Annotated in this window: 20 protein-coding genes; 11 read left to right on the top strand and 9 right to left on the bottom strand. The window is 73.0% G+C overall.

The annotated features are described in order from the left end of the window. Positions 1-19 precede the first annotated feature (19 nt). A complete protein-coding gene (locus tag D0D28_RS12215; RefSeq protein WP_116110662.1) occupies positions 20-976 on the top strand; it encodes a LysR family transcriptional regulator in 957 nt (318 codons plus the stop codon). On the opposite strand, the gene D0D28_RS12210 is transcribed toward D0D28_RS12215, so the two are convergent. After that, positions 928-1,836, bottom strand: a complete 909-nt coding sequence (locus D0D28_RS12210) for a serine hydrolase (RefSeq protein WP_116110661.1) — start codon at positions 1,834-1,836, stop codon at positions 928-930. The two genes, D0D28_RS12215 and D0D28_RS12210, sit on opposite strands and share 49 nt — an antisense overlap. Then, entirely contained in the window at positions 1,833-2,906 is a 1,074-nt protein-coding gene (locus D0D28_RS12205; protein ID WP_116110660.1) for a Glu/Leu/Phe/Val family dehydrogenase, read from the bottom strand. The genes D0D28_RS12210 and D0D28_RS12205 overlap by 4 nt, the downstream gene beginning before the upstream one ends. Before the next feature lie 154 nt (positions 2,907-3,060). Here D0D28_RS12205 and D0D28_RS12200 point away from each other — a divergent pair, with 154 nt between their 5' ends. Beyond that, positions 3,061-3,777 carry an alpha/beta fold hydrolase gene (locus tag D0D28_RS12200; protein WP_094006261.1) on the top strand — a complete coding sequence of 239 codons (717 nt, stop codon included), beginning with the start codon at positions 3,061-3,063 and terminating at the stop codon, positions 3,775-3,777. A 6-nt stretch (positions 3,778-3,783) separates the two neighbouring features. Here D0D28_RS12200 and D0D28_RS12195 read toward each other — a convergent pair whose 3' ends face one another. Together D0D28_RS12195 and D0D28_RS12190 are read right to left on the bottom strand one after the other, a co-directional pair. After that, a complete protein-coding gene (locus tag D0D28_RS12195) occupies positions 3,784-4,530 on the bottom strand; it encodes a tryptophan 2,3-dioxygenase (RefSeq protein WP_094006260.1) in 747 nt (248 codons plus the stop codon). Beyond that, positions 4,527-5,879, bottom strand: a complete 1,353-nt coding sequence (locus D0D28_RS12190; protein WP_116110659.1) for a TrpB-like pyridoxal phosphate-dependent enzyme — start codon at positions 5,877-5,879, stop codon at positions 4,527-4,529. The genes D0D28_RS12195 and D0D28_RS12190 overlap by 4 nt, the downstream gene beginning before the upstream one ends. Before the next feature lie 55 nt (positions 5,880-5,934). Between D0D28_RS12190 and mtnA the strand changes: the two genes are divergently transcribed. Next, positions 5,935-6,918: an S-methyl-5-thioribose-1-phosphate isomerase gene (gene mtnA / locus D0D28_RS12185; RefSeq protein WP_116110658.1), complete on the top strand. Its 984-nt coding sequence runs from the start codon at positions 5,935-5,937 to the stop codon at positions 6,916-6,918. A gap of 57 nt (positions 6,919-6,975) precedes the next feature. Continuing rightward, positions 6,976-7,923, top strand: a complete 948-nt coding sequence (locus D0D28_RS12180; protein ID WP_116110657.1) for an aminoglycoside phosphotransferase family protein — start codon at positions 6,976-6,978, stop codon at positions 7,921-7,923. On the opposite strand, the gene D0D28_RS12175 is transcribed toward D0D28_RS12180, so the two are convergent. Continuing rightward, positions 7,865-8,635 carry an alpha/beta fold hydrolase gene (locus D0D28_RS12175; RefSeq protein ID WP_158224443.1) on the bottom strand — a complete coding sequence of 257 codons (771 nt, stop codon included), beginning with the start codon at positions 8,633-8,635 and terminating at the stop codon, positions 7,865-7,867. The genes D0D28_RS12180 and D0D28_RS12175 overlap by 59 nt on opposite strands. Before the next feature lie 55 nt (positions 8,636-8,690). Here D0D28_RS12175 and D0D28_RS12170 point away from each other — a divergent pair, with 55 nt between their 5' ends. Next, positions 8,691-9,506, top strand: a complete 816-nt coding sequence (locus D0D28_RS12170) for an AraC family transcriptional regulator (RefSeq protein WP_162831047.1) — start codon at positions 8,691-8,693, stop codon at positions 9,504-9,506. On the opposite strand, the gene D0D28_RS12165 is transcribed toward D0D28_RS12170, so the two are convergent. Then, complete coding sequence (locus D0D28_RS12165) at positions 9,507-10,127, bottom strand: response regulator (RefSeq protein ID WP_094006255.1); 621 nt, start codon at positions 10,125-10,127, stop codon at positions 9,507-9,509. After that, a complete protein-coding gene (locus D0D28_RS12160; protein ID WP_369806803.1) occupies positions 10,124-11,311 on the bottom strand; it encodes a GAF domain-containing sensor histidine kinase in 1,188 nt (395 codons plus the stop codon). The genes D0D28_RS12165 and D0D28_RS12160 overlap by 4 nt, the downstream gene beginning before the upstream one ends. A gap of 158 nt (positions 11,312-11,469) precedes the next feature. Between D0D28_RS12160 and D0D28_RS12155 the strand changes: the two genes are divergently transcribed. Genes D0D28_RS12155 through D0D28_RS12135 form a run of 5 tightly spaced genes read left to right on the top strand, consistent with a single transcriptional unit; the run spans position 11,470 to position 16,298 of the window. Next, positions 11,470-12,258: an ABC transporter ATP-binding protein gene (locus D0D28_RS12155; RefSeq protein WP_094006253.1), complete on the top strand. Its 789-nt coding sequence runs from the start codon at positions 11,470-11,472 to the stop codon at positions 12,256-12,258. Next, positions 12,255-13,025 (top strand): ABC transporter ATP-binding protein, encoded by a 771-nt coding sequence (locus D0D28_RS12150; RefSeq protein ID WP_094006291.1) that lies wholly within the window; start codon positions 12,255-12,257, stop codon positions 13,023-13,025. Before D0D28_RS12155 ends, D0D28_RS12150 begins: the two co-directional genes overlap by 4 nt. Beyond that, the gene (locus tag D0D28_RS12145) at positions 13,026-13,904 is read left to right on the top strand and encodes a branched-chain amino acid ABC transporter permease (RefSeq protein WP_094006252.1); all 879 of its coding nucleotides are present in this window, start codon (positions 13,026-13,028) and stop codon (positions 13,902-13,904) included. A 7-nt stretch (positions 13,905-13,911) separates the two neighbouring features. After that, complete coding sequence (locus D0D28_RS12140; RefSeq protein WP_094006290.1) at positions 13,912-15,051, top strand: branched-chain amino acid ABC transporter permease; 1,140 nt, start codon at positions 13,912-13,914, stop codon at positions 15,049-15,051. After that, a complete protein-coding gene (locus D0D28_RS12135) occupies positions 15,048-16,298 on the top strand; it encodes an ABC transporter substrate-binding protein (RefSeq protein ID WP_094006251.1) in 1,251 nt (416 codons plus the stop codon). Before D0D28_RS12140 ends, D0D28_RS12135 begins: the two co-directional genes overlap by 4 nt. 152 nt (positions 16,299-16,450) lie before the next feature. On the opposite strand, the gene D0D28_RS12130 is transcribed toward D0D28_RS12135, so the two are convergent. After that, positions 16,451-17,767 carry an ABC transporter permease gene (locus D0D28_RS12130; RefSeq protein ID WP_116110655.1) on the bottom strand — a complete coding sequence of 439 codons (1,317 nt, stop codon included), beginning with the start codon at positions 17,765-17,767 and terminating at the stop codon, positions 16,451-16,453. A 1-nt stretch (position 17,768) separates the two neighbouring features. After that, a complete protein-coding gene (locus D0D28_RS12125; RefSeq protein WP_116110654.1) occupies positions 17,769-18,524 on the bottom strand; it encodes an ABC transporter ATP-binding protein in 756 nt (251 codons plus the stop codon). A 66-nt stretch (positions 18,525-18,590) separates the two neighbouring features. On the opposite strand from D0D28_RS12125, the gene D0D28_RS12120 reads away from it, so the two are divergent. Continuing rightward, entirely contained in the window at positions 18,591-19,133 is a 543-nt protein-coding gene (locus D0D28_RS12120) for a TetR/AcrR family transcriptional regulator (protein ID WP_094006248.1), read from the top strand. Positions 19,134-19,238: the final 105 nt, after the last annotated feature.

Here is a 19,238-nt window from a genome sequence, read left to right as displayed (position 1 = left end):
CGGCCGATATCGTCGCAGCGTGGACCCCCTGCGCGCGTTGCGTTACTTCGTCGTGGTCGCCGAAGAACTCCACTTCGGCCGCGCCGCGGACCGGCTCGGGATCGCCCAGCCGCCGCTGAGCCAGCGCATCCGCAGGCTCGAGGACGACCTCGGCGCGCGGCTGTTCGACCGCGACAGCAGGCGGGTGGAGCTGACCGAGGCCGGGCAGATCCTGCTCGCCGAATCCCGCGACCTGCTGGCGCGGTGGGAGCGGATGCGCACGCTGGTCGGCAAGGCGCACCGGGGCGAGATCGACGCGCTGCGGGTCGGGGTGCCGCCGGAGCTGGCCGGGCGGGTGCTGGCCGATCTGCTGACCGCGTTCGGCCGCGCGTGCCCGGACGTGCGGCTGGACCTGCAGGAGCTGACGACGACCGAGCAGGTGCGGCTGCTGGCGGACCGCGAGCTGGACGCCGGGCTGCTGCAGCACCCGGTGGACGTGTCCGGGCTCGAACTGGGCCCGGCGGTGCAGACGCCGCTGGGGGTCGTCCTGCCGCGGGATGCGCCGCTGGCGGCGCGGTCGGAGCTGGCGCTGGGCGACCTGGCCGGGCACGGGCTGGTGCTCGACCTGCACGCCGCCGCGCCCGGCCTGTACGACGCGACGCTGCGGACCTGCTGGGAGCAGGGGTTCCGGCCGTCGCACGTGCGGCACGCGCGGAACCCGGAGTTCGTGCTGGGGCTCGTGCTGTCCGGCCACGGCGTGGCGTTCGACCAGGGGCTGGTGGCGCGCAAGGAGCCGCGGGTGGTGTGGCGGCCGCTGGTGGCCGGATCGCTGTCGTGGCGGATGTCGGTGGCCTGGCCCGCGGTCAACCCGCATCCGGAGGCGGCGCGGCTGGCGGAGGTCGTCGCGGACGTGCTGGCGCGCGACGGCGTGACCACGCTCGCGCCGGTTCAGGACCCGGTGCAGCGGCCGTGGAGCGTGGTGTTCGGGCGGTCGTGAGCGATGTCCTCGATGGCGGCTCGCGCGGCCGCGCCGACGGCGTGGTCGACGTCCGGCAGGCGGGACTCCAGCGTCGGCGCCCTGGTGAACACCGCGACGGCGTAGCGGGCGCCGTCCGGGTACTCGGCGACGCCGATCTCGTTGCGCACGGCGAGCAGTGAGCCGGTCTTGCCCCACACCCGGACCTGGGGCGGGAAGGCGGCGGTGAGGCGGTGCCAGTTGACCTGCTGTCCCATGAGCTGCCGGACCCAGCGGCACGCCTCGGGCGGGCCCGCCGTGTCACCGGCGATGGCGGCCAGCAGGGTGGTCATGTCGCGCGGGGTGGTCGCCGAGGTCCGCAGCGGGTCGAGGGCTCGGGTGGCGAACACCTCCGCGACGGGCAGGGCGGGGAAGCGGCGGGCGAAGTCGGCGGCGTCGCGGGCGCCGATGTCCTCGGCCATCGTGGCGACGACGTCGCGGGGCGAGCCGATGACGCGGGTGCGGGCCAGGCCCAGCTCCCGGAGCAGGGAGCGCACGTTGTCCAGGCCGACGCGGTCGAAGAGCAGGTCGGCGGCGGTGTTGTCGCTGACCGAGAGCGCGAAGAAGGCCGCGTCGCGCAGGCTCAGCTCGACGTCGTCGGCGCAGCCCGCGGTTCCGGTGCCGCCGAGCCGGTCGGCGGCGGTGACGCGGAGGCGGTCGGCGGGGTCCAGCTGCCCGGCGGCGACCTGACGGGCCAGCTCCAAGACGAGCGGGACCTTGACCACCGAGGCGAGCACGACCGGCTCGTCGGGGCCGAGACCGGACTCGCCGGTACAACCGAGGCAGCGGGCGTGCAGCCAACCGCGCACGCCCGCCGCGTCGAAGATCTTCCCCGGTGTCACACGGTAAGGATGGACCGCAGCCTGCCGACCTCCGACATGCGGCGCTCCGCCAGCCGGTCGGCGGCCGTGGCCGGCGGCACGCCCTCGGCCTTGGCCAGCTCGAACACGGCCTTCGTGGTCTCGAAGATCCCGGCGGCCGTGCGCTTGGCCCGCTCGAAGTCGAAGCCGTGCAGCTCGTCGCTCACCTGGATCACGCCGCCCGCGTTGACCAGGTAGTCCGGCGCGTACAGCACGCCACGGTCCTCCAGCGACTTCTCGATCCCGGGATGGGCGATCTGGTTGTTCGCGGCGCCGCACACGACCTCGGCGCCCAGCTCGGGCACGGTCGTGTCGTTGAGCGCCCCGCCCAGCGCGCACGGCGCGAACACGTCCAGCGGCATCCGCAGCAGCGTCGCGTTGTCCGCCACGACCTCGACGGCCGGGTACGCGGACTTCACCCGCTCGATCGCCGCCGGGTTGACGTCGGTGACCGACACCCGCGCGCCGGCCTCGACCAGGTGGCCGACGAGGATGTGCCCGACCTTGCCGACGCCGGACACACCGACGGCCCGGCCGGCCAGGTCCGCGCTGCCCCACCGGAACTCGGCGGCGGCCCGCATGCCCTGGAACACGCCGAACGCGGTCAGCACCGAGGAGTCGCCCGCGCCGCCGTGGTCGGGGGAGCGGCCGGTCACGAAACGGGTCTCGCGGGCGATGACGTCCATGTCGGCGACGTAGGTGCCCACGTCGCAGGCGGTGTAGTACCGCCCGCCGAGCGACTGCACGAACCGGCCGTAGGCACGCAGCAGCGCCTCGGTCTTGGTGGTCGACGGGTCGCCGATGATGACGGCCTTGCCGCCGCCGAGGTCGAGCCCGGCGAGGGCGTTCTTGTAGGCCATGCCCCTGGACAGCGCGAGGACGTCGTCGAGGGCGTCGCTTTCGCGGCTGTAGGGGTAGAAGCGCGTGCCGCCGAGCGCGGGGCCCAGCGCGGTCGAGTAGATGGCGATGATCGCCTTCAGGCCGCTCGCCTGGTCCTGGCAGAACACGACCTGTTCGTGACCGCTTTCGCGGCCGAACACTCCATCCGTCACGGTGGTGACTCCTCATCTGCGACCCGCCCGGCGACGTTCGTGGCGCCGCGGAGGGGTTCCGGTTGTGGGTGGAGCTCCCGGGAAGGTCGTTCCCGTCGGCTCCTGAGGAGAAACTTAGCGCTCTTCGGGCGAAAAGCCATGGGAAGATCGGCTGATGCACGTGCGCACCGGTGGTTCGGACGGTCCGGTCCTGCTCGCCCTGCACGGCCTCGGCGCGACCGGGGCGGTGTGGGACGGCGTGGTGGAGCGGTGGCCGGGCCGCTGGATCGTGCCCGACCTGCCGGGGCACGGCCGGTCGGAGCCGCTGCCCCGGTACTCGTTCGGGGCGCTGGCGGCCGCGGTGGCCGAGGCGGTGCCGGCCGGGACACCGGTCGCGGTGCTCGGGCACTCCCTCGGCGGGGTGGTGGCCCTCACCCTGGCGAGCGGTTGGTTCGGGGTGCGGGTGAGCGGGGCTTGCGGACTCGGCATGAAGGTGCGCTGGACCGACGAGGAGCTGGCGCGGGCCGCCGACCAGGCCACGCGCCCGGCGAAGGTGTTCGGCTCCCGCGACGAGGCGGCCGAGCGGTGGCTGAAGGTGTCCGGCCTGCACGGCCTGGTGCCCGTGGACTCGCCGGTCGTGGACAGCGGGCTGGCCGAGGGGTGGCGGCTGGCGCTGGACCAGGCCGCGTTCGGCGTGGGCGCGCCGGACCTGGACGGGTTGCTGGCCGCGGCGCGGGCCCCGGTGATCCTCGCGGCGGGCGAACACGACCCGATGTGCCCGGCCGCGCACCTGCCCGGCGACGCGGTGCTCCTGCCCGGGCTGGGGCACAACGCACACGTGGAGGACCCGGCCGCGCTCGACCCGCTGCTGGCCCGCCTGCGCGCGGGCTGACCCCGGCTACAGGTCGGCGCGCACCGCCCACAGGTCCGGGAACAACGGCTGGAACAGCGTGCCCCGCAGGTACTTCGCGCCGGACGAGCCGCCGGTGCCCGCCTTGTCGCCGATCGTGCGTTCCACCATCTTCACGTGCCGGTAGCGCCACTCCTGCACGCCCTCGTCCAGGTCCACCAGGTGCTCGGCCACCGACGCCGGGCCGCCGTCGTCGGTGTAGACCCCCAGCAGCAGCTTCCGGCGGTCGCCGGTGACGTCGTAGCCGTGCACCGACAGGTAGATCAGGAACGAGTCGAACAGCGACGGCCGCGCCATCGCCGCGGCGATCCGCTCCCGCGCCGGGCTGCCCTCCGGGTAGTGCGCGACCATCCTCGGGTCGCGCCTGCCGAGCACCGCCTCCAGCTCGCGGAACTGCGCCGACTGGAACCCGCTGGCCGCGTCCAGCCGGGTGCGGAAGCTGGTGAACTGGCTGGGCGTCATGGTCTCCAGCACGTCGATCTGGGCGACCACGACCTTGAGGATCGTCAGCACCCGCCGCAGCGTGCGGACCGCGTGCGCGGTGTCCCCGGCTTCCAGCCTGACCCGCAGGTGCGCGAGCTCGTGCAGCATCTGCTTGAACCACAGCTCGTACACCTGGTGGACCACGATGAACAGCAGCTCATCGTGTTCCTCGGACCGCGGGTGCTGCGCGGCCAGCAGGTCGTCCAGCGCCAGGTAGGACGTGTAGGTCAGGGACGCGTGTTCGTCCGTCACGGCAGCCCCGCCAGCGACTCGGCGAGCACCGATTCGGGCAGCTCGTTGTCGGTCATCCGCCCGGCCAGGAACGCGGCGTAGGCGGGCAGGTCGAGGTGCGCGTGCCCGCACAGCGCGGTCAGGATCGCCTTCTCCTCCCCGGTCTCCTTGCAGCGCAGGGCTTCCTGGACGCACGCCGCCAGCGCGTGCGTCGGCTCGGGCGCGGGGATGATGCCCTCGGTGCGCGCGAACCGGACCCCGGCGGCGAAGCACTCCTGCTGTCCCACCGCGAGCGCCTCGATCAGGCCCAGCTCGTAGATGTGCGACAGCAGCGGCGCCATCCCGTGGTAGCGCAGGCCACCGGCGTGGATCGGGTCCGGGATGAAGTCGTGGCCCAGCGTGTGCATCTTCAGCAGCGGCGTCAGGCCCGCGGTGTCACCGAAGTCGTAGGCGTAGCGGCCGCGGGTCAGCGACGGGCACGCGGCCGGTTCGACCGCGCGGATCACCGGCGCGATCCGCCCGGCGAGCTTCTCGCGCAGGAACGGGAACGCCAGCCCGCCGAAGTTGGAGCCGCCGCCGGTGCAGCCGACGATCACGTCCGGCGTGTCCCCGGCCTGCGCGAACTGCAGCAGCGCCTCCTCGCCGATCACCGTCTGGTGCAGCAGCACGTGGTTGAGCACGCTGCCCAGCGCGTAGCGGGTGTCCGGGTCGGCGGCGGCCTGCTCGACGGCCTCGCTGATCGCGATGCCCAGGCTGCCCGTGGAGTCCGGGGCCTTCTCCAGCACGGCGCGCCCGGCCGCGGTCTCCTTCGACGGGCTCGGGTGCACCGTCGCGCCGAAGGTCTCCATCATGATCTTGCGGTAGGGCTTCTGATCGTAGGAGGCGCGCACCTGCCAGACCTCGCACTCCAGCCCGAACGTCGCCGACGCGAAGGCCAACGCGCTGCCCCACTGCCCGGCGCCGGTCTCGGTGGTCAGCCGCCGGATGCCCTCCGCCGCGTTGTAGAACGCCTGCGGCACCGCGGTGTTCGGCTTGTGCGAGCCGACCGGGCTGACGCCCTCGTACTTGTAGTAGATCCGCGCGGGCGTGCCGAGGGCGCGCTCCAGGCGCCGTGCCCGGTACAGCGGCGAGGGACGCCACAGCCGGTAGACGTCCAGCACCTCACCGGGGATGTCGACAAAGCGATCTTGGGTGACCTCCTGGGCGATGAGCGCCTGCGGGAACAGCGGCGCGAGGTCGTCCGGGCCGACCGGTTCCCGCGTGCCCGGGTGCAGCGGCGGTGGCGGCGGTTCCGGCAGGTCGGGGATCACGTTGTACCAGGTCGTCGGCAGGTCCGACTCGTCGAGCAGGTACTTCGTCCGGCTGGTCATCGGCGGGCCCCCTTCGTCGTGGCGGCTCCCCCAGCTTGGCTCGCGATGGCGTTCAATGGAAGACGTGCGCAGAACCATCGACTGGGTGAACGGTGCGATCGAGATCATCGACCAGGTCGCCCTGCCGGGCGAGTACCGGACACTGCGGCTGACCACCGTGGACGAGCTGATCGGCGCGATCCAGCGGCTGGCCGTGCGCGGCGCGCCCGCGCTCGGCGGCGCCGGAGCGCTGGGCACGGCGCTGGCGGCCTTCGCCCACGACGACGCGGCCGAGGTCCGCGCCGACGCGGAGCGGCTGGCCGGCGCCCGCCCGACCGCGGTCAACCTGAGCTGGGGCGTGTCGCGGGCGCTGGCCCGGCTCGGCGACGGCCCGGAGGCGGTCCTCGCCGAAGCGCTCGCCCTGCTCGACGAGGACGAGCGGCTCAACCACGAGGCGTCCGCGCGCGCCGCCGAGCTGATCCTGGAGAAGTGCCCGCGCCGCCCGCTGCGCCTGCTCACGCACTGCAACGCCGGGCGGCTGGCGACCGTCGGCTGGGGCACCGCGCTCGGCGTGGTGTGGCACCTGCACGCCGCCGGGCACCTGGAGTACGTGCTCGCCGACGAGACCCGCCCGCTGCTGCAGGGCGCGCGGCTGACCGCGTGGGAGCTCGCCGAGGCGGGCGTGCCGTACCGGGTGCTGCCGGATTCCGCGGCGGCCGCGGCGATGGCGCGCGGGATGGTGGACTGCGTCGTGGTCGGCGCGGACCGGATCGCGGTCAACGGCGATGTGGCGAACAAGATCGGCACCTACGGCCTGGCGCTGGCGGCCGCGCGGCACGGGCTGCCGTTCGTGGTGGTGGCCCCCTCGTCCACTGTGGACCCGGAATTGCGCTCCGGCGATTCCATCGTGATCGAGGAACGGGCAGCGGAGGAGATCACGACCGTTTCCGGCACTCCGGTGGCCCCGCCCGGGACGAAGGTGTTCAACCCGGCGTTCGACGTGACCCCGGCGGAGCTGATCACCGCGGTGGTCACCGAAAAGGGCCCGCTGGCGCCCTGAATTCCGGTGGCCGCCGCGCACCGGAAAATCGCTGGCCGGCACGGCTATTTTCGGGGTGTGGGACTACCGGCGGCGGAGACCGAGGCACAGTTCGAGGCGCTGACGCCGGCGGATCTCGCCGCCGGGGCCGGTGCGCTGGCCCGGCGGCTCGGGGTCCGCTGCGAGGTGAGCCGGTTCGCGACGGGGTCGCTGCCGGTCTACGCGTGCGGTGACGCGCTGGTCCTCAAGCTCTACCCGCCCGTGTACCCCGCGGACTTCACGACCGAGAGCCGGGTGCTGCGGGCGGTCGACGGCCGGCTGCCGGTCCCCACCCCGCGCGTGCTGGACACCGGTGAGCTGGACGGCTGGCGGTACGTGCTGATGTCCCGGCTGCCCGGCGTGGCCCTCGGCGAGGTGCCGGTCGCCGAGCAGATCCGGCTGGCGCCCGCGCTCGGCGAGGCGCTGGCGGCGCTGCACGGGCTGGAGGTGCCGGATCTGGGGCCGTCCAGCTGGGCCGGGTTCGTCACCGAGCAGACGGCCTCGGCGGTGGCGCGGCAGCCCGGCCTGGCCGGGGTGTGGGCGCGGCAGATCCCGTCCTTCCTGGACTCGGTGGACCTCGGCTCGCCGCCGCCGGTGCTGCTGCACACCGAGGTGATGGCCGAGCACGTGCTGGCCGTGCCCGACGGCGACGGCTGGCGGCTGTCCGGGGTGTTCGACTTCGAACCCGCCATGCGGGGCGCGCCGGAGTACGAGTTCGCGGCCGTGGGCGTCTTCGTGACCCGCGGCTCGCCCGAGTACCTGCGCGCCCTCCTGACCGGGTACGGACTGACCCCGGACGACGGCTTCCCCCTGCGGTGCCTCGCGTACCTGTTGCTGCACCGCTATTCCGACCTGAAGTCCTACTTCGCGCACCTGCCCGCGCCCGCGGAGCCGACACTGGCGGCGCTGGCTCACACCTGGTGGCCGGTCAGCCGTGCTCGCCGAGGAACGAACGCAGGAGCGCAGCCGTTTCGGCCGGGTGCGTGACCGGCGGGGTGTGGGCGACGCCGTCGAGCAGCTCGACCGGTTTGGCACCGGGCAGCGCGGCGGCGAGTGCGGCGCCGGCCCCGGGCGGGATCGGCTGGTCGGCGGCGCCGTGCACGACGAGTGCCGGTGCGGTGATCTCCGCGAGCCGGTGCGCCGCGCTGTCCGCGCCCATCAGCACGGAGACCGCGCGGCTCAACCGGCCGGCCGGCTGCCGTCGCAGGCGGGGCAGCCAGTGTGCTTCCGCGGCGCGCGAGCCCAGGAGCAGTTCCAGCACCGCCGAACCGGTTTCGGTGACTGCACCGGCGGCGAAGCCGTCCCGGATCCGCGCCATCTGCGCCAGGGCGGCGCCGGGAAACGCGTCCGCGGCGCTGTCGATGAGGCTCAGGCTCGTCACGCGCTCCGGGGCCAGCAACGCGGCCCGCAGCGCGGTGAAGCCGCCCTGGGAATGCCCGACCAGGTGCGCGGCGGGCACGTCCAGCGCGTCGAGGATGCCCACCGCGTCGCGTGCGGCGTCCCAGTAGGTGAAGGGCAGGCCGTCGTCCGCGGTGGCGCCGTGCAGCCGGAAGTCGAACCGGATGCAGCGGAACCCGGGCAGGACGACGTCATCCCACATGGTCGAGTCCATGAGGTTGCCGTGCAGGAAGAGGACGGCGGGACCGTGGCCCGAATCGGTGACCGCGAAGCGCTGCCCCCGGGTGGTTATCGTGTTCATGATGACCATTCCAGCCCACGGCCACCCCGGCCACCAGGTGGTTTGCGGACCGGCCATGGTCGAAACACGACAGCCCGTCCTCGGCGTCGGTTACGCCCCCGCGCGCGGGGGAACCGTCGAGCTGCGGCGGTTCCCGGAGACCGGCGTGCTGCGCGGGCCCGTGCACCGGCAACCGGTCCGCCCGGACTTCCACGGCGTCGGCCTGGTCACCGGCGGCACCGGGCGGCACGCCGTCGACTTCCACGCCGAGCCGCTGACCGAGGGCAGCGTGTTCTGGCTGCGCCCCGGACAGGTGCACCGCGTCCTCGACGCCGCCCGCCTCAGCGGGGTGCTGGTGCTGTTCACCGCTTCGGCGCTCGCTCCCGGCACGCCGGTGGCCGCGTTCGCCGATGACGCGCTGCGGCCGAGCCAGTGGTCCGCCGACGCGCGCGACGCGCTCACCCGGACCGCGTTGCGGCACCTGGAACTCCTGCTCGCCGCGCCCGCCCCGGCCCGCGACCTCGCCGACGCGCTCCGGCTGGCGCTCGGACCGCTCGTCGCCGCCGCACCGGCCGCCCCCGGCCCGGCCACGGCGGTCTTCGAGCGGTTCGCGGCCGCGGTGGAGGCCGAGCACCGGCGGCGGCACCACGTCCGCGACTACCAGCAGACGGTCCACGCGAGCGCGCGCACCATCGACCGGGCGGTCCGGCGAGCCAGGGGCGTCAGCGCGAAACGCTTCCTCGACGAGCGGATCGCCCTGGAAGCGCGGCGGCGGCTGGCCACCAGCGACACCACCGTCGCCGCGCTGGCCGCCGAACTCGGCTTCACCGAGGCGACGAACTTCGTCAAGTTCTACCGGCGGATGACCGGCACCACCCCGCGCGCCACCTGACTACAGCAGCCCGGCCTCGGACGCCTTCCCGATCGCCTCCACGCGGTTGCGCGCCCCCAGCTTGTGCAGCGCCGACTGCAGGTACGTCTTCACCGTGTTCCGCGTCAGCCCGGTGGTCTCCGCGATCTCCGGGTTCGTCTGCCCCTGCGCGGCCAGCCGCAGCACCTCGTACTCCCGCCGCGTCAGGCCGCTGCGCGCCAGCGCGTCCGACCGCGACGAGTGGTCCGGCATGATCCGCGGATCCACCACCCGCTCCCCGCGCAGCACCCGCCGCAGCGCCGACACCAGATCGGTGCCGGCCACGTCCTTGAGCAGGCACCCGTGGGCGCCGGCGTCCAGCGCGGCCAGCAGCCCCTGGTGGTCGCCGTGCGCGGTGAACACCACGATGCGGCCGGCCGGGTGCACCTGGCGCAGCCCGGCGATCACCTCCGGGGCGAGCATGTCCGGCAGCCGCAGGTCGAGCAGGATCAGGTCGGGCCGCAGCTCGCCGACCCGCAGCAGCGCGATCCGGCCGGACTCCGCGCTGCCGATCAGCTTCAGCGACGGCTCGGCCCGCAGCAGCAGGGTGACGCCGTCGCGGACCACGGGGTGGTCGTCGACCACCAGCACCGTCGCCGTCATGGCACTTCGGGCACCCACGCCCGCAGCGTGCAGCCACCGTCCTCGTCCCGCACCAGGCTGACCCGCCCGCCCAGCCGCGCGGCTCGCTCGGCCAGCGAGCGCAGCCCCATCCCGGTGCCGGGCGCGTCCTCGGCGTCCTGGCCGGTGCCGTCGTCGGCGACCACGACCTGCACCCCACCCCCGCTCGGGCCGAGGCTGACCACCACCGAGCAGGCGTGCGCGTGCTTCTCGACGTTGAGCAGCCCCTCCCGCACCGCGCACACCAGCAGTGCGGTGCGCTCGGCGTCCAGCGGCCGCACCGGCGCCAGCTGCACGAACCGGGCCGGCAGCCCGCAGCGCGCCTCGAACGAGCGGCAGTGCTCGGCCAGTTCCACCGGCAGCGCCCGTTCCGGAGTGGACTCCGACAGCGACAGCAGCGACTCGCGCAGCGCCCGCGAAGCCGCCGACACATCGCCTTCCAGCCGGCACAACCGGCCCTCCAGCACCGGGTCCCCGGCCACGTCCTGGTGCAGGTTGCGCACCTGCACCCCGATCGAGAACAGCAGCGCCCCGACCGAATCGTGCAGCGCGCTCTGCATCCGCCGCCGCTCGGCGGAAATGGCGTCGGCGCGGTCGGATTCGGCGACGCTGGCCAGCTTGAGCGCGGAGGCGGCCTGGTCGGCGATGCCCTCCAGCCGCCGCACCGCGTCGTCGCCGAAGTCGGCCGGCTCGCGCATCGCGGCGTAGGCGATGGCGAGTATCTCCGGCTTGCCCCGCACCCGGCTGATGATCGGCACGGTCAGCAGCGCCGCGAGCCCCTCGCCCGCGACCTGCGCGTCGAACTGGTGCGTGATCGTCGGCGCGCTCAGGTAGTCCGACACCCGCACCGGTTTGCCGGAGGCCAGCACCCGGCCGCCGACGCCCTGACCGGTGGGCACCACGAGGTTCTGGATCGCGTCGGTCCGGTTCCCGGCCATCCACCGGATGACGGCGGTGCCGGGCCGCTCCAGCTCGCCCACGAACGCGGCGTGCACGCCCAGTGACTCCCGGATCAGGTGCGCCGTGCCCTGCAGGGCTATCACCCGGTCGAGGGTCCCGAGGAGACCCTCGCGCTCGCGCAGCAGCTCGTCGAGCACGTTGCTGTGCTCGACGGCACGGTCCGCGGCGACGCGCTGCTCTGCGGTCACGCGCCCACGATCGCACATTCGATCCATTCCGGACATCCCCTCCTGGAGAGGGCACGGTTGGGCAAAAGTCCGGCAAACCTCTCCAGGTGGGGGTGTCGGACCGGCGAGGGCCGATCAAGGATTGCCGCCACCGAGAGTGACGCCCGTCACGCGATCGGAGGAGGTGTGCGCCCACGGTGTTGAACGTCCGCGATCTGCACGTCCGCTACGGCCGCTCGGTCGCCGCGCTGCACGGCGTCGACCTGGCGGTTCCCGACGACGGGGTCCTCGCCGTCCTGGGCAGCAACGGCGCAGGCAAGTCCACGCTGCTCCGGACGATCTCCGGCACGCTCAAACTGCACCGCGGTGTCGTCACGCGCGGTGAGGTCCGGCTCGGCGAGACGCGGATCGACAAGCTCGATCCGGCGTCCATCGTCCGGCTCGGCGTGGTCGGCGTGCCGGAGGGCCGCCAGATCTTCACCCGCATGTCCGTCGACGAGAACCTGCGCGCCGGCGGCATCTCGACCTCGGCCGAGCAGCGGGTCAAGGCCCGCAAACGCGTGCACGAGCTGTTCCCGGTGCTGGCCGAGCGCGCCCGGCAGCGCGCCGGGCTGCTCTCCGGCGGCGAGCAGCAGATGCTCGCGATCGGCCGGGCGCTGATGTCGGCACCGCACGTGCTGCTGCTCGACGAGCCCTCGCTCGGCCTCGCGCCCAAGGTGGTCGAGCAGATCAGCGGCATCATCCGGGAGATCCACGCGCAGGGCACCTCGGTGGTGCTGGTCGAGCAGAACGCGGTGATGGCGCTCAACGTCGCCGACCACGCCGTGGTGCTCGAGGTCGGCCGGGTCGCGCTGGCCGGCGGGTCCGACGAGCTGTCCCGCAGCGAGGACGTCCAGCGCCTGTACCTGGGCGGGCACGCCGAGACGCACGCCGTCCAGGAGGCGGCCGGCCCGCGCAAGCACTCCCTGTCGAGGTGGGGCGGATGATCCCGGAACTGCGCGTCGAGCACCTCACGCTCCGCTTCGGCGGCCTGACCGCCCTCGACGACGTGTCCTTCACCGTGCGGCCCGGTTCGCTGCACGCCCTCATCGGCCCCAACGGCGCCGGGAAGTCCAGCTGCTTCAACGTGATCAGCGGCCTCTACCACGCCACCGAGGGCCGCGTGCTGCTCGGTGACACCGAGCTGACCGGCATGCGCCCGCACAAGATGGCGAAGCTCGGCATCGGCCGCGCCTTCCAGAACGCGGCGCTCTCGCCCGGCTCGACCGTGCTGGACAACGTGATGCTCGGCAGGCACGCCCTCACCCGCGGCGGGTTCCTGGAGTGCGCCCTGCGCGCGCCGTGGACCGTGCGGGCCGAGCGCAAGCACACCGAGCGGGCCAAGGAGATCTGCGACTTCCTCGGCATCGGCAGGCTGCTCCACACCCCGGTGGCCGCGCTGCCCTACGGCGAGGTCAAGCGCGTCGACATCGCCCGCGCGCTCGCCGTGGAACCGGTGCTGCTGCTGCTGGACGAGCCCGCCGCCGGGATGAACGCGGCGGAGACCTCCGACCTGGCGGCCACGATCCACGACGTGCGCGACGAGCTGGGCATCTCGATCCTGCTGGTCGAGCACGACATGGGCCTGGTGATGGGCATCGCCGACCGGGTCACCGTGCTCGACTTCGGCCGCCGCATCGCCGACGGCCCGCCGCACGAAGTGCAGTCCGACCCGGAGGTCATCCGGGCCTACCTGGGAACGGAGGCCGCGTAGATGGACACGTTCCTGCAACTGGCGGTGAACGGCCTCGGCAAGGGCGCGGTGTACGCGCTGCTCGCGCTGGGGTTCGTGATCATCTTCAAGTCCACCGAGGTGATCAACTTCGCGCACGGCTCGCTGGTGCTGTTCGGCGGCTACCTGGTGGTCGCCACGCGCGAGTCACTGGGCTGGGTCGGCGCGTCGCTGGTCGGGATCGTCAGCGCCGGGCTGCTCGCCCTGGTCGTGGAGCGGCTGCTGCTGGCCCGCACCAAGCTGGCCGATCCGAACAGCCTGGCGCTGCTCACCATCGGCATCGACGTGATCGTGACCGAGGAGATCGTGCGGCGCCTCGGCGTCGGCGTGCCGTTCCTCGGCGAGGCGTGGGACGCCAAACCGATCCAGGTCGCCGGCATCACGCTGTTCCGCACGCACCTGGTGGCGATGGCGGTGGCCGCGGTGCTGATCACCGCGTTCTACCTGGCGTTCAAGTTCTCCAACTGGGGTGTCGCGATGCGCGCCCAGGCGGAGAACCGGGAGGCGGCCGCGCTGATGGGCATCCGCAGCCGCCAGGTGACCACGACCGCGTGGCTGGTCGCCGGCCTGCTCGCCGGGGTCGCCGTGCTGTTCCTGGCCACCCAGGACTTCTCCGGCGCGGGCCTGTCCCGCGGCACGCACTCGATCGCGCTCGCCGCGTTCCCCGCCGCGATCCTCGGCGGGCTCGACTCGACCGCGGGCGCGATCGTCGGCGGGCTGGTCGTCGGGCTCGTCGAGGCCCTGTCCGCGGAGTACATCTCGTTCGACTTCTCCAAGAGCGCGGTGTTCCTGGTGATGCTGCTGGTGCTGGTGGTCCGGCCGTCCGGGCTGTTCGGAACGAGGGAGATAACCCGTGTCTGAGCTTGCGATGCGGGCCACGGTCACCGACGCGCCCGCGAAGGCCCCGGCGAAGCCGCTGCGCTGGCTGCGGCTGCTCGCCTGGCTGGTGCTGCTGGCCGTGCTGCTGGTGCTGCCGCTCTACCTCGGCGCGGAGTGGCTCAAGGCGGGGCAGTGGATGATGGTCGGCGCGGTCGGCGCGATCGGGCTGACCATGCTGGTCGGGCAGGCCGGTCAGCTGTCGCTGGCGCACGCGTTCTTCCTGCTCGCCGGCGGCACCACGTACACGGTGCTGGCGAGCGGCACCGAGGACGGGCGGGTGATCGGGTTCGGCGTGGACCCGCTGCTGTCGCTGCTGGCCGCGGTCGCGTTCACCGCCCTGCTGGGACTGGCGTTCGCGCCGGTGTCCGGGCGGCTGCGCGGCATCTACCTCGGGGTCGCGTCGCTGTCGCTGGTGTTCCTCGGGCTGTTCCTCGGGCAGTCGGCGGAACGGTTCACCGGCGGCACCTCCACCGGGCGCACCCCGGCGCCGTTCGAGCTGTTCGGGTTCACCTTCGACAGCTCGGGCGGGCTGGTGATCCTCGGTGTGCCGTTCCGGCAGGCCGAGAAGATGTGGTACCTCTACCTGGCCCTGACGGTGATCGCGTTCGCGCTGGCGCGCGGCGCGGTCAACAGCCGGGTCGGCCGGTCCTGGCGCGCGGTGCGCGACCACGAGGCCTCCGCCGCGGCGATGGGCGTCAACGTGGCACGGGCGAAGGCGGGCGCGTTCGCGGTGTCCTCGGCCTACGCCGGGCTGGCCGGCGTGATGACCGTGCTGTGGTTCGACATCCTCAAGCCGGACGAGAACGAGTTCGGCACGTACGGCATCAACGTCTCCATCGCCTACCTGGCGATGGTCATCATCGGCGGTCTCGGGTCGATCGGAGGCGCGCTGGTCGGCGCGCTCATCGTGTTCGGCCTGCCGCAGGTGCTCTCGCTCTACTCGACGCAGCTGGGGATCTTCACCGGGAGCGGCGAGGGTGCGTTCACCCCGATCCTCGTCAGCACCTTCGTCTACGGCGCCGCGATCATCCTCGTCGTGCTCTTCGAGCCGGGCGGGCTCGCGGCGATCGGGCGCCGGATCACCGGCGGCCTGCACAGGGAACGAAAGAAGGAAGGAACGTCCCGATGAAGCGACGGCTTTCCCTGGTCCTCGCGGCGATGCTGGCCATCGCCGCGTGCGGCACCAAGGCGGGCGATCAGGGATCGTCCGGCTCGGACGCCTCCGGCGTCAAGACCGATCTCGGCGTCACCGCCAACGAGATCACCCTGGGTGTCATGACCGACATGACGGGCCCGTTCAAGAACCTCTCGATCGGCATCACGCACGGCAACCAGTTGTGGGTCAACGACTTCAACGCGGCCGGCGGCGTGTGCGGGCGGCAGGTCAAGCTGGAGATCGTCGACCACGCCTACAAGGCCGACACCGCCAAGACCCTGTACCCGCAGCTGGAACCGAAGGTGCTCGGGTTCGTCCAGATCGTCGGGTCGCCGATCATGGCGGCGCTGAAGCAGAACATCAAGGCCGACAAGACGACCGCGACGCCGGCGTCCTGGTCCTCGGAGCTGCTGGACAACCCGTACGTGATGATCGTCGGCACGACCTACGACGTCGAGATGATCGACGGCATGTCCTACCTGCAGGAACAGGGCATGATCAAGGACGGCGACACGGTCGGCCACATCTACATCGACGGTGAGTACGGCATCAACGGCCTGCGCGGCGCCCGGTACTACGCGCAGAAGCACGGCATGAACCTGCGCGAGGTCAAGATCACCTCGTCGGACAACGACCTGACCAACATCGTCACCGGCCTGCGTGGTGAGGGTGTCAAGGCGATCATGCTGACCACCACCCCGGCGCAGACCGGTTCGGTGGCCGCGGCGAACAAGGCGCTCGGGCTGAACGTGCCGCTGCTGGGCAACAACCCGACGTTCGACCCGGTGCTGCTGAACAGCCCGGCGGCCAACGCGCTCGACCGGCTGTACGTCGTGGCGAGCAGCGTGCCGGTGGCCGCGGACGTGCCGAAGGCCAAGGATGTGCTGGCCAAGTACAAGGCCGCGGGATTCCCGGAGCCACCGAACGCCGGTGTGCCCTACGGCTACGCGGTGGCCGAGGTGTGGGGCGCGGTGCTGCGGAAGGCGTGTGACAACAAGGACCTGACCCGGGACGGCATCCTCAACGCGCTGCAGCAGACCACCTCCGCCGACACCGGTGACCTGGTCGCGGCGCTGGACTTCTCCAAGCCCGGCGCGCCGCCGACCCGCGAGGTGTACGTGGCCCAGCCGGACGCGAGCGTCGAGGGCGGCATCAAGTACGTGAAGCCGCTGTTCGAGGCCCCGGACGCGAAGGACTACAAGGCTCCGCACGAGAAGTGAGGCACGGGCGCCCCGGTCCGCGGACCGGGGCGCCCTCCTGGAAACGACGATCGAACCGCGGTCGCGTGCGCTGAGCGCGAGTCCCACGCTCGGTCGCGCGAGTCCCACGCTCAGGCACGCGAGTCCCACGCTCAGGCACGCGAGTTCCACGCTCAGTGGACGGTCACGGCGCGCACCACCCGGCCGCCGGCCGCGACCGTGGCGCCCAGCGCGATCACCACGCCGAACACCACGCTGAGCAGGTACGGGCCGGCGTCGAACGCCGCCGCCGCGCTGCCGGTCTTGACGACGGCGAACGGGATGACGCACACCACCGCGCCGGCCACCGCCGCCACCACGCTGACGACCGTCGCGAGACCGATCTCCCGCAGCAGCATGCCGCGGGTCTGCCCGGCCGTGGAACCGATCAGCGACATCGCCGAGAACTCTTCGCGCCTGCGGCCGAGCGCGGCCACCAGGTTGTTGGTCAGCGCGATCGCCATGAACACCGCGATCAGGACCACCACCAGGTAGTTGATCGAGGCCAGCACCTGCGCGGTGCCGCCCCCGGCGGAATGCCGGTTCTCGATGCCCTGCATGGCGAGCGTGCCCGCGGAAACCCCGACGAGCAGCGTGAGGAACGTGACCGCGGGCCGCACCCGCGCCGGGGCCGCGGCGAGGTTGATGGCCGCCAGGTGCCCCGCCGCGCCGCGCGGGGACAGGACCGCCAGGACGCGGTTGCCCACGCCCACGAGTTCCGGCGCCAGCATCGACAGTCCGATCGCGACGAACACGGTGGCCGGGCCGGTCATCGCGGTGGTCGCGATGCTGTCGGCCGGCAGGCCGAAAACCGCCGAGGCGGAACCGATCCCGGCCACCAGCAGCACGGCCGCGGCCACCCGCCGCGGGCGGGCCGACCGCCGCGCCACCGCGGGCGGCGGGCCACCGACCGGGCTGCGCCCGGCCGTCCCGCGGCTGCCGATCCACGCCGCCGCCGCGCTCGCGACGAGCACGACGACGGCCCCGGCGAGCGGCAGCCCGAGACCGGGCGAGTAGGCCGAGGCCGGGTCGGTCAGGCCGGACGACCGGACCGCGGCCAGCACGATCCAGCCCAGCAGGTAGCCGGCGCCCAGGCCGGGCAGCAACGCCACGGTGGCGACGGCGAACGTCTCGGCCGAGACCATGACCCGGATCTGCTTCGGCGTCGCCCCGATCAGGCGCAGCCCGCCGATCTCGCCCGCCCGGCCGGCGAGGGTCACGGTGACGGTGGAGACCGTCGCGAACACCACGATCGCCACCACCCAGCCACCCATGATCAGCGGGAACTGGGTCAGGAACGACCGGTCGGCCACGGTCGTGGTGTCCGCGAGCCCGGTCGCGAGCAGTGCCGTCATCGCGGTGACCAGCGCCATCCCGATCACCGCGATCAGGCCGGTCGCGACCGCCGCGCCGCGGTGGTGGCGGAACAGCCGCAGCGCCAGGCCCACCACGTCAGCTCACCCCCATCGCGGCGCGCTCGGCCGACTCGACCAGCGTCGCCATGCGGCTCGCGACCGCCGCCGCGGACGGGCGGTCGAGGCGGTCGACGATCAGGCCGTCGGCCAGGAACAGCACCCGGTCGGAGAACGACGCGGCGACCGGGTCGTGGGTGACCATGATGATCGTCTGGCCGCGGTCGGCGAGGCCGCGCAGCAGGCCGAGCACCTCCCGCGCACTGCGGATGTCCAGCGCGCCGGTGGGCTCGTCGGCGAAGACGACCTCGGGGTCGGTGATCAGCGCCCGCGCCACCGCGACGCGCTGCTTCTGCCCGCCGGAGAGCTGGTCCGGCCGGTGACCGCCGCGGTTGGCCAGGCCCACGCTCGCCAGCAGCGCGTCGGTGCGCCGCGGGTCCGTGCGGCGGCCGTCCAGCCGCAGCGGCAGCTCCACGTTCTCGCGGGCGGTGAGCGCCGGGAGCAGGTTGAACGCCTGGAAGACGAACCCGATGCGGCGGCGGCGCAGCTCCGCCAGCCGGGTCTCGTCCAGCCCGGCGAGGCTCACGCCGTCCAGCTCGACGGTGCCCGCGGTCGGGGTGCGCAGCCCGGCCGCGTTGTGCAGCAACGTCGTCTTGCCCGAGCCGGACGGGCCCATGATCGCCAGGAACGAGCCCTTGGCGGCGTCGAGGTCGACGCCGCGCAGCGCGTCGACCGGTCCGGCCTCTCCCTCGAATCTGCAGCGCAGCCCCCTGATGCGCACGGCAGGTGTGCCCATGGTGAATCCCCTTCGATGGTTTGAACGTACGTTTAAAACGAACGTTTATCTGATACGATAGCAGACGTGGGACACCGGGAGAACCTGCTGACGGCGGCGCGGGATTGTCTGTTGCGCGTCGGCTACGCGCGCACGACGGCGCGAGACCTGGCAGCCGCGTCGGGGGCGAACCTGGCGTCGATCAACTACCACTTCGGGTCGAAGGACGGGCTGCTCACGCGCGCGCTGCACGACCTGAACACCGAGTGGGGCGAGCTGCTGTTCGAAGCCCTCGGCGAGGGCGACACGAACGAGGCGCGGTGGGGCCGGATCATCGAGTCGATCCAGGCGAACCGGCAGCTGTGGTTCGTCAACTTCGAGGGGGTGGCCTACCTCCAGCACGACGAGCGCATCCGGGAGATGAACGCGCAGGCCCAGCAGGCCGCGCGGACCGCGCTGGCCCGGGCGTTCGGCGGCCTGGCGCCGGACGCGGATCCCGCGCGGGTCCGGATCGTGGGGGCGCACTACTACTCGCTGCTCGTCGGGGTGGCGCTGCAGTGGCTGACGGACCCGGACCAGGCCCCCACGGCAGCGGAGATCGTGGCGGCGGACCAGCACGTGGCGGTCTGAGGCGCGGATAGCTCGCAGCGCGGCGCACCACCGGGGCCCGCCCGACCGTGTGCCGCCCAGCGGGACGTTCTTCTTGCGATCCCCGCGGGCGCGCACGAGAGTTTC

The organism is Amycolatopsis ruanii (assembly GCF_003385175.1).
Classification (GTDB): Bacteria; Actinomycetota; Actinomycetes; order Mycobacteriales; family Pseudonocardiaceae; genus Amycolatopsis_E; species Amycolatopsis_E thermalba.
The sequence above is the reverse complement of the archived record's forward strand: the minus strand, read 5'-3'. Positions and strand labels throughout refer to the sequence as shown.